Consider the following 13,582-nt stretch of genomic DNA (forward strand, 5'->3'; position numbering starts at 1 on the left):
CCTGTTCGCGGTCGTCCTGTTCGTGGCCTTGGCCGCACTGCTCGTGGTGGCCAGGCCGTGAACCCGCCGTTCACTCGTGGTTGAGGGCCCCCGACCGGAACACCGCCACCTCCGCGCCGCCGAAGCCCGCCTCGCGGACGATCCCGAGCAGCACCCGGCGGACCTCCGGCAGGTCCGCCAGGTGCGGGTCGAGTTCGACCCGCCCGACGTCGCCGAGGTCGCGCACGCGCAGGTCCCTGGTCGGCGTGCCCGCGTCCGCGAGCCACGTCCGGACCGCCACCTCGGCGCGCTCCACCCTGGCCAGGCGCGCGGGCGTGATCGACACCCCGTACCGCACCCGGCTCGCCAGGCACGGCAGCGCGGGCTTGTCCGATGTGGACAGTCCCCAGAGCGCGCTCACCGCGCGGACGTCGGCCTTGCTCATCCCGAGGTCGCGCAACGGGGTGTGCACGCCGATCTCGTCGCCCGCCCGGATGCCGGGCCGGAACGGGTCGCGCGCGTCGTCGGCGTTCGTGCCGGTCGCCACCGCCGACAGGCCGTTGTCCCGCGCGACCGCCGTGATTGCCTCCAGCACGGTGGACTTGCAGGAGTAGCAGCGGTTCCGGCCGTTCGCCGCGTACTCCGGGTCGTCCAGTTCGCGGGTCTCCGGCGCCACGTGCCGCACACCGAGGTCGTGGGCGAACGCCACCGCGCCCGTCAACTCGGCGGTGGCCAGGCTCGCCGAGTCGGCGGTGACCGCGAGCACCGCGGCGGGGCCGACGGCGCGCACGGCGGCGGCCAGCACGAGTGCGGAGTCCGCGCCGCCGGAGAACGCCACGGCCAGTGGGCCGATCGCCTCCAGGTGGGCCACGAGTCGTTCGGCGGTGCTCATCAGCGCTCCTCGGGGAGTTCGGCGGCCATTGCCAGCACCAGGCGCAACGGCAGACCCGTCCGCCGGGCCACGGCGGCGGCGTCCTCGTACTCCGCCTTGGCGTGGTGCGGTCCGCGCTTGCGGCGCACCGGCATCCCGTGCAGGTGCACGGTGTCGGTGGTCCGGGGCAAGGCCGTGCGCCGGACGGTGGTCCGCCGCACGCCGAGGGTGCCCGACTCGGCGAACATCAGCCTCTCGACCTCGTCGGCGGTCTCCGGTGTGGTCAGGGCGTGCAGCACGTGCGCCGGTCTGCCCTTCTTCATCACGGCCGGGGTGATCCAGCCATCCAGCGCGCCGCGGTCGAGCAGGAGGGAGATGAGGTGGCCGAGCACCTCCCCCGTCACGTCGTCGAGGTTGGTCTCCAGCACCACGAGGTCGCGCACGTCCGAGGTCTCCCGGTCGCCGAGCCTGACCACCGCCACGTTGGGCCGGTCCGGGAGCGTCCGCGTGCCCACGCCGTAGCCGGTGGCCACCATCCGCATCTCCGGCGCCGGGCCGTAGTCGGCGGCCACCGCCCTCAGCAGCGCCGCGGCGGTCGGCGTCACGGTCTCGCCCGCCAGCGCGGTGCCCACGACGCGGGCGCCCCGCAGCAGCGCCGAGGTCGCCGGAGCCGGGCAGGGCAGCACCCCGTGCGCGGTGCGGACCGTTCCGCTGCCGATCGGCAGCGCCTCGCAGTGGACGGTCCGCACGTCCAGCGCGCGCAGCGCCGCGGCGACGCCGACGACGTCCACGAGGGTGTCGTGGCCGCCGAGTTCGTGCAGGTGCACCAGATCGGGGTCCTCGCCGTGCAGGTGCCCCTCGACCTCGGCGATGGCGCGCAGCGCCGCGACCGCGGTGTCCGCCACCACCCGGTCGCGCACCCGGCCCGCCATGTCGATCAGCTCGCCCGCCCTGCGGCTCGTGGCGCCGTCGGTGACCGACACGACGGCCCGGCTGCCGGTGAGCCCGTGGGTCGGCACCCGTGCGACCGTCAGGTCCCAGCCGTCCAGACCGGTGTCGGACACGGCCGCGCGGACGGCGTCCAGCGGCGCGCCCGCGTCGACCAGCGCGGCCAGCAGCATGTCACCGGCCAGCCCGGTGAACGGCGAGATGACGCAGACCCGGCTCACGGCGTCCCCCGTCGCGCCACGCGGGACAGCCGGAACGCGGCCATCGCCGCCCCGAACCCGGAGTCGATGTTCACCACGGTGATCCCGGCCGCGCAGGACGCGTGCATCGCCAGCAGCGCGGTGATGCCGTCCAGGCCCGCGCCGTAGCCGGTGGAGGTGGGCACGGCGACCACCGGGCACGCGACGAGGCCGCCGACCGCGCTCGCGAGCGCTCCCTCCATCCCCGCGACGACGATGACGGTGTCCGCGGCGCGCAGCCGGTCCTGCTCGGCGAGCAGCCGGTGCAGCCCCGCCACCCCGACGTCGGTCACGGTGGTCACGCCGATCCCCACGGCGGCGGCCACCGCGGCGGCTTCCCGCACCACCGGCAGGTCGGCCGTACCCGCGGCGGCCACGACCACGCTGAACCCCGTCGGCTCGGCCGGGCGCCACACGAGCAGGCGGGCCTCGCTGTCGTAGGTGCCGCCGGGGACGGCGCGCAGCACGGAGATCGCCGTGCCCGCGTCCACGCGCGTGACGAGCACGGGACCGGCGTTGTGCCGCAACAGGGTGCGCACGACCTCGACGACCTGGCCCGGTGTCTTGCCGCTGCCGTAGACCACCTCCGGCAGGCCCTGGCGTGCCTCGCGGTCGACGTCGACCCTGGCGAACCCGAGGTCGACCGCGTCCTGTCCGGTCATGCTCGTCCTCCTCGCGGGGTGGCGCCGTCGACGTACGGGATCGTCTGCGGGCCCTCGGGGAGCACGCACAGCCGGGCGTCGGGTCCGGCCGCGGCGAGGGCCTCGGCCACGGTGGCGGAGACGTCCGCGGTCTGCCGCAGGTGCGCGGTGGCCAACTCGGCGTCGCTGAGGTGCGAGGTGTGCACGACCACCTGGCAGTCGTTCTGGATGCGCGCCTGGATCTGCACCTGCCACTGGTCCGGCACGGTGACCGTCCGCGCGGAGATCTCCGCGAGCAGCGCGGCGGGTGAGTCCGCGGAGGCGAGCACCTCGCGGTAGGAACCGTGGTCGGGGAAGCCGTCGCGGCACTCGGCGGCGCACACGATCACGCCGCCGGGTTTGACCACCTGGTGGGCGGCCGACATCCCCTTCACCGACTGGTAGAGGTTCTGGTCGAGCGGATACCCGGAGTTGGTGGTCACCACCACGTCGAAGAGCCGCGGCACCGGCCGCATGGCGACGGCGCGGGCGGTGCGCACCGCCTCGGCGTGCATCGCGAGCAGGTCACCGCCGAACGCGGCGACGACCTCCTTGTCCTGGTTCAGCACCACGTCGAACCCGAAGGTCACGCCGGTGGCCTCGGCGATGGCGCGCACGTCGTCGTGCACCGGGTTGCCCTCGACGATCCCCCACATCGCCCGCGGGTGCCCGATCCGGCGCGCGTCGTGCAGCACCAGGACGGTCTCCAGCGCGGCGAGGCCGGGCGCGACCAGCTTCGGGCCGCCGGAGAACCCGGCGAAGAAGTGCGGTTCGACGAACCCGGTGGTGACGCGCACGTCCGCGTCGACCCACTCGCTGTTCAGCCACACCGGCACCTCCGCGCCGAACTCGCCCAGCCACGTCAGGCTCCGGCGGTCGCGGGAGTCGTGGTTGACGATCCGCACCGCGTCGACGACCTCGTCGCCGAACATGGCGCGCAGCTCGGCCTCGGTGTTGGCCCGGTGGGTGCCGGTCGCGACCAGCACCACGACGTCGGCGAGGTCGACCACCCCGTCGAGCTCCTCCAGGATCGCGCCGATCATCAGCTCACGGGGTTGCGGGCGGGTGATGTCGCAGGCGGAGATCGCCACGGTCTGACCGCGGCGCACGCGGTCCCGCAGCGGTGGGCCCGACACGGGTGCCCGCAACGCCCGGCGCAGGACCTCCCGCGGCGGCTCGGTCGCCCGGTGGTGCCGGGGCGTCACCACGGTGGTCACCGCCGGGTCGACGAGCAGGTCCAGGCCCGTCTCGCCGTAGGCGAGCCGCACGGTGTCCATCACCGACCCCCCAACTGGTAGACGCGGGCGGCCGTGCCGCCGAAGACCTGGTCGCGCTCGGCGGCGGTCAGGCCGTCGGTCACCTGGCGGGCCGACTCGACGACCTCGTCGTAGGACGCGGCGAGCAGGCACACCGGCCAGTCGGTGCCGAACATCAGCCGGGACGGGCCGAACGCCTCCAGCGCGACGTCGACGAAGGGCCGGAGGTCGTCCACCGCCCACCGTGGCCCCGCCTCGGTCACGAGCCCGGACACCTTCGCGGTCACGTTGGGCAGGGCGGCGAGCTCGTCCAGCCAGGCGGCCCACGGATCGAGCACCCGGCCCGCGACGTCCGGTTTGGACAGGTGGTCCAGCACGAACTCCAGGTCCGGCACCGCCCGCACCACCGCCACGACCGCGGGGAGTTGGTGCGGGCGGGTCAGCACGTCGTAGACGAGTCCGGCGTCGCGCACCGCGCGCAGCCCGGCGAGCACGTCGGGTCGCGTCAACCACTTCGGGTCGGGCTCGGGCTCCACCAGGTGCCGGACGCCCACCAGCCGGTCGCCACCGGGGCCGCGCCGCAGCCGGTCCAGTTGATCGGCGACGTCGGGCGAGGTGAGGTCGACCCACCCCACGACCCCGGAGATCAGGTCGGAGTCCTCCGCCAGCGCGAGGAACTCCACCGTCTCCTGGACGTCGGGCAGCACCTGGACCAGGACGGTGGCGTCGATCCCAGCGGCGCCGGTCGCCGCGCGCAGGTCGGCCTCGCCGAAGTCGCGGCGGATGGGCTCCAGCCCGGCCAGCCACTCCTGCGGCCGGGCGGCGAGGTCCCACAGGTGGTGGTGGGCGTCGATCCGGCGCACGGCGCTCACGCCCGCCCGATCCGCCGCGCGCCAAGGCGGACGACGCCCGGCTCCACCACGTCACCGTCGCGCGGGTGCCCGAGCGCCAGGCCCGTGACGGAGTCGCGGGCCTGGCCGGCGTCGTCCGGCACCACGGGAACCTCCGAACGGGGATCGCCAACTCTCAGCAGTCGCATTCCGCTCCTCACTCGGGTCGAAGCCTGGTCGTGCGCGGTCAGGTGGGCGCGAGCAGTCAGGTCGGTCCGCGGAACCCCGGTGCCCAGCGCTCCAAGCGGCTCGGCTCTCCCGCTCCGCTGCGGCGCACGAGCCAGGCCTCGGTGATGTGGGTGGACATCGCCTCGGCCGCGCCCGCCGGGTCGCGTGCCGCGATCCGTTCGAAGACGTGGCGGTGCCCCTGGTTGGAGGCCGCGCAGAGGGCCCGGTCGGTCCTGCCCGTGTACCGCGCCGTGCTGCCGACCTGGCTCTCCAGCGCGCGCACCACGCCCCTGGCGATGCGGTTGCCGGAAGTCCGCATGATCCGGTCGTGGAAGACCCGGTCCTGCTCGCGGTACGCGAGCGGGTCGTCCACCAGCCGGTCCATCAGGTCCACGAGTGCGCGCAGCGCGTCGACGGTGTCCTGGTCCGCGGTCCGGGCGGCGATCCCGGCCATGTCGGACTCCAGGAGTCGGCGGGTGACCACCACGTCGTCCAGGACGCCCAGGGTCTCGTCCTCGGCGACGAGGGCCCCGAGCACGACCTCGTCGAGGGTGTTCCACGCCGCCTGCGGGGTGACCTGCGTGCCCGCGCCCTGGCGCACCTGGACCATCCCCTTCTCCTGCAACACCTTCACCGCTTCGCGGACGACGGTCCTGCTCACCGAGAAGGCCTCGCACAACGCGGGTTCCGGTGGCAGCGACGTCCCGGCGGGGTGGTCACCGCGCACGATGCGCCCCACGAGTTCGGCGGTGACCGCACTGGCCAGGTTCACGGGTCGACGCGCCCAGGCCGGGGCGGCCAGCGGTTCACGACCTGGTGCCTTCATCGATCCTCCGACCTGGTCCACGCCCTGGCGTGCCGCCGAGTGTAGCCACCAAAGCCGGTTGACGTCATACGTCATACGAATTATGTTCACCGCACCTCGTCGGGCTGTCGCACCGCCCGACCACCCTCTCCGGAAGTGAGCCGGCAATGAAGCAGCGCGCACTGTGGTCCGCTGTCCTGGTCGCGGGGTTGATGGCGACCGCGGGGTGCGGGAGTGCCTCCGGGCCGGGTTCCTCGACGGGTGGCACGAGCGGCAAGCTCGTGGTCTGGGACTGGAAGTCCGGCGACGCGAAGGCGGCGGGCTACCTGGAGAAGGCCAAGGCCGACTTCGCCGAGAACCACCCCGGTGTCGCCGTGGAGTTCGTGGCCCAGCCGTTCGACCAGTACTACACCCTGCTCGGGACGGCGATCCAGTCCGGCAAGGGCCCCGACGTCATCCTCTTCAACGGGGGCGGGCAGATCCGCGACCGGTCCGACGCGCTCGCCCCGCTGGACACCTACGTCACCGAGGACAGGCAGCGGCTGGCGGGCTGGGACGCGTTCACCAAGGCGGGCAAGGTCTACGCCTCACCGGTGACGCTGCAAGGACATCCCCTCTACTACAACAAGGACCTCTACCAGAAGGCGGGCCTGAACCCGGACGCCCCCGCCGGGACGTGGTCCGACTTCGTGAAGAACTGCGGCACCATCACCGAGAAGACCGGCGCGAAGTGCTTCGCGCTGGGCAACAAGGAGGGCTACGGCATCCAGTTCTTCCTGTCCGCCATGGGATCGACCACCCTCACCGCCCAGGAGTACGACGACTGGATCGCGGGCAAGCGGAACTGGACCTCGGCGAACGTGAAGCGGCTCTTCGAACTCTGGAAAGAGGCCAACGACTCGGGTCTGAACAACGACGGCGTCAACTCGACCGCGATGTTCAACGACGAGTTCGCGCTCTTCCAGTCCGGCAAGGCCGCCAACGTCATCGGCCTGATGTCCGACGTCGGGCACTGGAAGGACTTCGCCGAGTTCATCGCCCCGGACAAGATCGGCGTCATGGCGGCCCCCGTGGTCACCCCGTCCGCGACCCCGAGCCTGCCCTACGACGGCGGCATCGGCTACGCGGTCGCCAAGTGGACCAAGGATCCGAAGTTGGCCGCGGACCTCGTGCGCTCACTCACCTCGACCGACGCCCTGAAGGCCTTCTACGTCGACGGCGGCGCGATCACGTCCGACACGTCGATCGACGTGTCCGCGGGCGGCCCGGCCGTCAAGACGATCGTCTCCGCGGTCAAGGCGGGCAAGCCGGCGCTGCACGTCGCCCTGTCCTCGAAGACCCTGGACCTGATGGGCCGCCTCTCCCAGCAACTGCTCAGCGGGTCGACCACCGTGGACGAGGCCGTGCGGCAGTTGGCCGCCTCGGACACGACGGGCTGACCGACGTGGCCCAGTCCTCCCCATCCCTCACCGCCAAGACCGCGGGCGTCCCGCCGGCGCCGCCACGGCGGAAACGCGCCGGGTCACGGGCCGAGCGCCTGGCACCGCTGGTCCTGGTGGCACCGGCCGTCCTGGTCATCGTCGTGATGCGGCTGTGGCCGCTGCTGCTGGGGATCAACTTCTCCTTCACCGGGGACGGCGACCGCGACGGCACGGCGGTCGGCTTCGACAACTACCTGACCCTGTTCGACGATCCGCTGTTCCGCACCGCGCTGCGCAACGTGGGCCTGCTCGTGCTGCTGCTCCCCGTGGCCGTGGCGATCCCCGGCCTGCTCGCCACGTTCATCTACCTGAAGGTGCCCGGACACCGGGTCTACCGCGGCGTCTACTTCTTCCCCGCCGTGCTCTCCCCGGTGATCGTCGGAGCGATCTTCACCCTGCTGCTGGCCTACGACGGTCCGCTCAACACGCTCCTCGGCGGCGTGGGCATCGGGCCGGTGGACTGGCTCGGCGACCCGGACGTGGCGATCTTCGCGGTCGTCGGCGTGCACGTCTGGGCCACCTTCGGCATGGCGCTGGTCGTCTTCCTCGCCGGGTTCGCCACCCTCGACCCCTCGCTGCTCGACGCGGCGGAGGTGGACGGCGCGTCCCTGTCCCAGACCATCCGGCACGTCATCGTCCCCGGCCTGTCCCGGACGATCCAGTTCGTCCTCGTCACCACCATGATCGGCATGCTCACCTCGATGTTCGGGCTGCTCTACGTGATGACCAGCGGCGGCCCCGAGGGCTCCACCTACCTGCCCGAGTACTACATCTGGACCCAGCAGGGGCAGATGAACCGACCCGCGCTCGCCTCCGCCGCGTCGACCGCCCTGTTCCTGATCATGCTCGTGGTGGGACTGGCCCAGATCGGCGTCCTCCGACGCGCCACCGGCAAGGAGGACCGATGACGGGCGCCCGACCGACCAGGTGGGTCGTCGCGGTACCGATGGCCGCGCTCGCGCTGGCCACGATCTACCCGCTGGTGTTCACCGCCAACGTCGCGATGAAGACCCGGCGCGAGTACACCCTGGACCGGTTCTCGCCGACCGGTTCGCTGCGCTGGGACAACATCGTCAAGGCGTGGACGAGCGTCGGGATGTCCCGGTACTTCCTGAACTCGGTGGTCGTCGTGGCGTGCTCGGTGGCGCTGTTGCTGCTGCTCGGGTCGATGGCGGGCTTCGCGCTCGGCAGGCTGCGGTTCCGCGGCTCGTCCGCCCTGTTCCTCGGCATCCTCGCCGCGCTGTTCGTCCCCTTCCAGGTGATCATGGTGCCGCTGGCGCGGATCATGGCGGACACCGGCCTCGTCGACACCTATCCGGGGCTGGTGCTCGCGTACGTGGCGCAGTTCCTGCCGTTCACGATCTTCCTGCTCGCGAGCTACTACTCGACCGTGCCGCCGGAGATCATCGACGCCGCGCGCATCGACGGGAACACCACCTACGGCGTCTACCGGCGGATCATGCTGCCGATCGGAGCGCCCGCTCTGGTGTCGGTCGGCGTGCTCAACGCCCTCTTCTGCTGGAACGACGTGCTGATCTCCTTGCTGGTGATGCCGTCCGCGGAGCACCGAACGCTCATGGTCGGGGTCACGTCGTTGCGCGGGCAGTACTCCGACGACATCCCCACGTTCGCCTCGGGTGTGCTGATCGCGGCCATCCCCGTCCTGGTCGTCTACCTGTTCCTGCAACGCCAGATCGCCGACGGCGTCACCGCCGGGTCCACGAAGGGCTGACATGCGCATCACCGGGTACCGGATCCTCACCACGGTCCAGGACTGGGGTCGACCGATCGGCGACGCCAACGGCGTCTACGCCGACGGCCGCGTCCGCGTGCCGATCGTCCTCGTCGAGACCGACGTGGGCCTCACCGGCGTCGGCCTCGGGCCGCACGTGGAAATCGAGAGCGTCTTCGCCGCCATCGAGGGCGAGGACCCGCGCTGCGTGACCGCCCTCTACGACCGGATGCTGCGCCGGACGTTCAAGGCGGGCCACGCGGGCCCGGTGTTCGGCACCATCGGCGCGCTCGACACCGCGCTGTGGGACATCAAGGCCCAGGCGGCCGGGGAACCGCTGTGGCGCCTGCTCGGCGGCCGTGACCGCCGGGTGCCCGCCTACGCCTCGGGTCTGGACATCGGGCTGGACGACGACGAGTTCGTCGCGGTCCACCTCGCCTACGCCGACCGGGGCCTGCGGGCGGCCAAGGTCAAGGGCGGCCTCGACGTCGACCGGGACCGGCACCGCCTCACCCTGGTCCGCGACGTCCTCACCGAGGCGGGCCGCGGAGCCCGGCCGAGCCTCATGCTCGACGTCAACGAGACCTGGACGCGCAAGCAGGCGGTCCGCCACGTCGCGGAGATCGAAAGGACGCTGGACCTGACCTGGATCGAGGAGCCGGTCCGGCGGTGGGACGTGGAGGGTCACGCGGCCGTCGGCCGCGGTGTGCGCGCCTCGGTCGCCACCGGCGAGAACCTCACCGGCCTCGAACAGCACCGCCCGCTCATCGCGGCCGGAGCGGTCGACGTCGTCCAGACGGCCGCGGTCTGGGGCGTCACCCACTTCCTCCGGGTCGCCACCCTCGCCCACGCCCACGACCTGCCGGTCAGCCCCATCGGCACCACCCCGGTAGGTCTGCTGCACGCCGCCACGTCCGTGCCCAACCACCTGGTCAGCGAGTTGCAGGACCTCACGCCCGCGCTGGGCGTCCTGCTCGACCACCACGTCGAGGACGGCGCGTTCGTCCTCGGCGACAGGCCCGGCCTCGGCGTCCGCGTCGACGAGGAGGTGATCGCCGCGTCGGCCCACCTGCTCCCCCACCCGACGTCCGGCGGTGCGCACATCAGGCCCGAGCGCGCGGGGCACCGCCTGCACCCGGCCGAGGTCGGTCGCGAAGCCGCGGGCGCCGCCCTCGGCGCGTGACCCGACGGTCCACAGAGGACGTTCAGCGGAGCGCGTGGGTCGGGACGTCGCCGTCCCGGCCCACGTGCTCGCGCAGCCAGCGCTCGGTGGTGTTGATGTGCACGAGGGCCGCGGCGTGCGCGAGCGCCGCGTCGCGGTCGACCAGGGCGCGGTAGATCGCCTCGTGCTCGGCGAGGGTGCGGCTCGCCGCCTGGTCGTCGACCAGTCCGCGCCAGACCCTGGCGCGGACCGTGCGGCTGGAGATGCCCTCCAGCAGGGTCGCCAGCGTGGCGTTGCCGGTGGCCGCGACGACCGCCCGGTGGAACGCGGCGTCGTGCCGGTTGAGCAGTTCCACGTCGTTGCGCGCCGCCCGCATCGCGCGCAGGTGCTGCTCGACCTCCGCGAGTTCGCCGTCGGAGATCCGGGAGGCGGCGAGCCCGGTCGCGACCGGCTCGAACAGCCTGCGCACCTCGGTGAGTTCGAGCAGGGTGTCGCCGCGCAGCAGTTCCACCGCCGAGGAGATGCCGCCCAGCAGCACCTCCGGCTCCAGGCTGGTCACGTAGGTGCCGTCACCGCGGCGGATCTCCAGCACCCGCGCGACCACCAGCGCCTTGACCGCCTCGCGCATCAGGTTGCGGGACAGCCCCAGTTCGGCGGCCAACTGCTGCTCGGGCGGGAGCTTGTCGCCCGGCGCCAGCTCCCCGGACTGGATCAGGTCCCTGATGCGATCGATGGCCTTGTCGGTCAGTGACATCGGTGCCTTCCCCGAATCGACGCGCGCACCGCGGCAGGCTAGCAATCCATCCCACCTCTCCGGAAGACATGGGATGTCGCTGACGCGTCAGGCCGGAGCGCGCAGTGCTCAACGTCAGCATATATGAGCTTATTGACGGAATCCGGGCGTGAAGCATGGACACCCAGCCATCCGTGAACTATAAATCCATCCCATGTCCGCCGCCGTTGTCACGCGAGGAAGCACCCGCCGATGACCGAGCTGATCACCGCCGTCGAGGCGGTCGACGTGCGGTTCCCCACCTCGCGGGACCTCGACGGCTCCGACGCGATGAACCCCGAGCCCGACTACTCGGCCGCCTACGTGACCATCCGCACGAGCGACGGGGCGGAGGGCCACGGGCTCGCGTTCACCGTGGGACGCGGCAACGAGGTCGAGGTGGCCGCCGTGCGCGCCCTCGCCCCGCTGGTGACCGGCCTGTCCGTGGACGAGGTCCTCGGCGGACTCGGCGCCTTCTCCCGGCGGCTGACCGGCGACAGCCAGTTGCGCTGGCTCGGCCCGGAGAAGGGCGCCATCCACATGGCCGCCGCGGCGATCGTCAACGCGGTGTGGGACCTCCACGGACGCAGGCGGGGGAAGCCCGTGTGGTTGCTGCTGTCGGAGCTGACGCCCGAGCAACTGGTCGACCTCGTGGACTTCCGCTACCTGGAGGACGCCCTCACCCGTGACGAGGCGCTGGACATCCTCCGCCGCGCCGAACCGGGTCGCGCCGAGCGGACCACCCACCTGCTGCGCCACGGGTATCCCGCCTACACCACCACACCGGGCTGGCTCGGCTACGACGACGAGAAGCTGGTCCGCCTGTCCTGCGAAGCCGTCGCCGACGGGTTCACCCAGATCAAGCTGAAGGTCGGCGCCGACCCCGCCGACGACGAACGCCGCCTGCGGCTGGCCCGCGAGGCGGTGGGGCCCGACATCCGGATCGCCGTCGACGCCAACCAGGCGTGGGGCGTGCGGCAGGCGATCGACCGGATGTCCGCGCTGGCGCGGTACGACCCCTACTGGATCGAGGAGCCCACGTCACCCGACGACATCCTCGGCCACGCCGCCATCCGCCGCGCGCTGGCGCCGATGAAGGTCGCCACCGGCGAGCACACCCACAACCAGGTGATGTTCAAGCAACTCCTCCAGGCGGAGGCGATCGACGTCCTGCAACTCGACGCCAGCCGCACCGCGGGCGTCACCGAGAACGTCGCGATCCTGTTGCTGGCCGCGAAGTTCGGCGTCCCGGTCTGCCCGCACGCTGGCGGGGTCGGGCTGTGCGAGATGGTCCAGCACCTCGCGATGTTCGACTACGTCGCCGTCAGCGGCACCACCGAGGACCGCGTCATCGAGTACGTCGACCACCTGCACGAGCACTTCACCGACCCGGTGCGGATCCGCGACGGCCACTACCTCGCGCCGACGGCGCCCGGCATCAGCGCCGAACTGCGCCCCGACTCCATCGCCGCCCACCGCTTCCCCGACGGACCCGTCTGGACCAGGCAGGCCACCGCGTGAGCACACCCCGTTAGGAGATCCGCCGTGAAGACCAGATCCCTCGTCGGCCTCGGCACGGTCGCCGCCCTCGTCGCGGCGCTCGGCGGGTGCGGCGACACCTCCGGTTCCGGGGCGAGCGGCGCGCCGGTGGTCGGCGTCGACTACCCGCGCTCCGACACCGACTTCTGGAACTCCTACATCAAGTACACCCCGGAGTTCGCGAAGGAGCTCGGCCTCGACCTGAAGACCACGAACTCGCAGAACGACGTCGCCAAGCTCACCGCCAACGCCCAGACGTTCATCAGCCAGGGCGTGAAGGGCGTCGCGATGGCCCCGCAGGACACGGCGGCCATCGCGCCCACCCTGGAGCAGTTGGCGGCCAAGAAGATCCCGGTGGTCACGGTGGACACCCGACCCGACAGCGGCGACGTCTACATGGTGGTGCGGGCCGACAACCGGGCCTACGGCGAGAAGGCCTGCCGGTTCCTCGGCGCGAAGCTCGCGGGCAAGGGCGCGGTCGTGATGCTCCAGGGCGACCTCGCGTCGATCAACGGCCGCGACCGCACCGAGGCGTTCAACGACTGCATGAAGGCCGACTACCCCGGCATCACCGTGTACGGGGAGGCGACGAACTGGGACGGCGCCGTCGCCGCGCAGAAGCTCCAGACCGACCTGACCGCGCACCCGGAGATCAGGGGCGTCTACATGCAGTCCAGCTTCGCGCTCGCCGGTACCCTCCAGGTCCTCAAGCAGAAGGACCTGCTGGTCGGTCCGCAGGACCCGAAGCACGTGTTCGTCGTCTCCAACGACGGCATCCCCGAGGAGCTCAGGAACATCGCCGAGGGCCACGTCGACGCCACCGTCTCCCAGCCCGCCGACCTCTACGCCAAGTACGCCCTCCAGTACCTCAAGGCGGCGATCGACGGCAAGACGTTCAGCCCCGGCAAGACCGACCACGACAGCACCATCGTCCAGGTGCGCGACGGCCTGCTGGAAGACCAGCTCTCCGCTCCGCTGGTCACCGCCGACGGCGGCACCTACGACGGCGTCACCAGCGTCAAGAACGACGACAAGTCCTTGTGGGGCAACAAGCTCTAGC

General features: G+C 72.1%; 14 protein-coding genes. 6 read left to right on the forward strand and 8 right to left on the reverse strand.

Translation table 11 applies throughout. The features are described from left to right. Positions 1 to 70: 70 nt before the first annotated feature. The 7 genes from larE to NZH93_RS09315 all read right to left on the reverse strand — a co-directional run bounded on the left by larE (position 71) and on the right by NZH93_RS09315 (position 5,857). Positions 71 to 871 (reverse strand): ATP-dependent sacrificial sulfur transferase LarE, encoded by an 801-nt coding sequence (larE, locus tag NZH93_RS09285; RefSeq protein ID WP_259622558.1) that lies wholly within the window; start codon positions 869 to 871, stop codon positions 71 to 73. Further along, positions 871 to 2,019: a nickel pincer cofactor biosynthesis protein LarC gene (gene larC / locus NZH93_RS09290; protein WP_259622559.1), complete on the reverse strand. Its 1,149-nt coding sequence runs from the start codon at positions 2,017 to 2,019 to the stop codon at positions 871 to 873. The genes larE and larC overlap by 1 nt, the downstream gene beginning before the upstream one ends. Further along, positions 2,016 to 2,699, reverse strand: coding sequence for a nickel pincer cofactor biosynthesis protein LarB (larB, locus tag NZH93_RS09295; RefSeq protein ID WP_259622560.1), 684 nt, complete (start codon positions 2,697 to 2,699; stop codon positions 2,016 to 2,018). Before larB ends, larC begins: the two co-directional genes overlap by 4 nt. After that, positions 2,696 to 3,994 carry a nickel-dependent lactate racemase gene (gene larA, locus NZH93_RS09300; protein WP_259622561.1) on the reverse strand — a complete coding sequence of 433 codons (1,299 nt, stop codon included), beginning with the start codon at positions 3,992 to 3,994 and terminating at the stop codon, positions 2,696 to 2,698. Before larA ends, larB begins: the two co-directional genes overlap by 4 nt. Further along, a complete protein-coding gene (locus NZH93_RS09305; protein ID WP_259622562.1) occupies positions 3,994 to 4,845 on the reverse strand; it encodes an amidohydrolase family protein in 852 nt (283 codons plus the stop codon). Before NZH93_RS09305 ends, larA begins: the two co-directional genes overlap by 1 nt. Then, positions 4,842 to 4,967: a hypothetical protein gene (locus NZH93_RS09310; RefSeq protein WP_259622563.1), complete on the reverse strand. Its 126-nt coding sequence runs from the start codon at positions 4,965 to 4,967 to the stop codon at positions 4,842 to 4,844. Before NZH93_RS09310 ends, NZH93_RS09305 begins: the two co-directional genes overlap by 4 nt. A gap of 101 nt (positions 4,968 to 5,068) precedes the next feature. Next, positions 5,069 to 5,857: a FadR/GntR family transcriptional regulator gene (locus NZH93_RS09315; protein WP_259622564.1), complete on the reverse strand. Its 789-nt coding sequence runs from the start codon at positions 5,855 to 5,857 to the stop codon at positions 5,069 to 5,071. Between the two features lie 146 nt (positions 5,858 to 6,003). On the opposite strand from NZH93_RS09315, the gene NZH93_RS09320 reads away from it, so the two are divergent. Genes NZH93_RS09320 through NZH93_RS09335 form a run of 4 tightly spaced genes read left to right on the forward strand, consistent with a single transcriptional unit; the run spans position 6,004 to position 10,232 of the window. Beyond that, complete coding sequence (locus NZH93_RS09320) at positions 6,004 to 7,275, forward strand: ABC transporter substrate-binding protein (RefSeq protein ID WP_259622565.1); 1,272 nt, start codon at positions 6,004 to 6,006, stop codon at positions 7,273 to 7,275. A 5-nt stretch (positions 7,276 to 7,280) separates the two neighbouring features. Next, positions 7,281 to 8,225 carry a carbohydrate ABC transporter permease gene (locus tag NZH93_RS09325; protein ID WP_259622566.1) on the forward strand — a complete coding sequence of 315 codons (945 nt, stop codon included), beginning with the start codon at positions 7,281 to 7,283 and terminating at the stop codon, positions 8,223 to 8,225. Continuing rightward, on the forward strand, positions 8,222 to 9,049 hold the full coding sequence (locus NZH93_RS09330; RefSeq protein WP_259622567.1) for a carbohydrate ABC transporter permease: 828 nt from the start codon (positions 8,222 to 8,224) through the stop codon (positions 9,047 to 9,049). Before NZH93_RS09325 ends, NZH93_RS09330 begins: the two co-directional genes overlap by 4 nt. A 1-nt stretch (position 9,050) precedes the next feature. Beyond that, a complete protein-coding gene (locus NZH93_RS09335) occupies positions 9,051 to 10,232 on the forward strand; it encodes a mandelate racemase/muconate lactonizing enzyme family protein (protein WP_259622568.1) in 1,182 nt (393 codons plus the stop codon). A 22-nt stretch (positions 10,233 to 10,254) separates the two neighbouring features. On the opposite strand, the gene NZH93_RS09340 is transcribed toward NZH93_RS09335, so the two are convergent. Beyond that, positions 10,255 to 10,965 carry a FadR/GntR family transcriptional regulator gene (locus NZH93_RS09340; RefSeq protein ID WP_259622569.1) on the reverse strand — a complete coding sequence of 237 codons (711 nt, stop codon included), beginning with the start codon at positions 10,963 to 10,965 and terminating at the stop codon, positions 10,255 to 10,257. A gap of 231 nt (positions 10,966 to 11,196) precedes the next feature. Here NZH93_RS09340 and NZH93_RS09345 point away from each other — a divergent pair, with 231 nt between their 5' ends. Continuing rightward, positions 11,197 to 12,504 carry an enolase C-terminal domain-like protein gene (locus tag NZH93_RS09345; RefSeq protein WP_259622570.1) on the forward strand — a complete coding sequence of 436 codons (1,308 nt, stop codon included), beginning with the start codon at positions 11,197 to 11,199 and terminating at the stop codon, positions 12,502 to 12,504. 24 nt (positions 12,505 to 12,528) lie between these two features. After that, positions 12,529 to 13,581 carry a sugar ABC transporter substrate-binding protein gene (locus NZH93_RS09350; RefSeq protein WP_259622571.1) on the forward strand — a complete coding sequence of 351 codons (1,053 nt, stop codon included), beginning with the start codon at positions 12,529 to 12,531 and terminating at the stop codon, positions 13,579 to 13,581. Position 13,582: the final 1 nt, after the last annotated feature.

The organism is Umezawaea endophytica (genome assembly GCF_025061645.1).
Taxonomy (GTDB): Bacteria; Actinomycetota; Actinomycetes; order Mycobacteriales; family Pseudonocardiaceae; genus Umezawaea; species Umezawaea endophytica.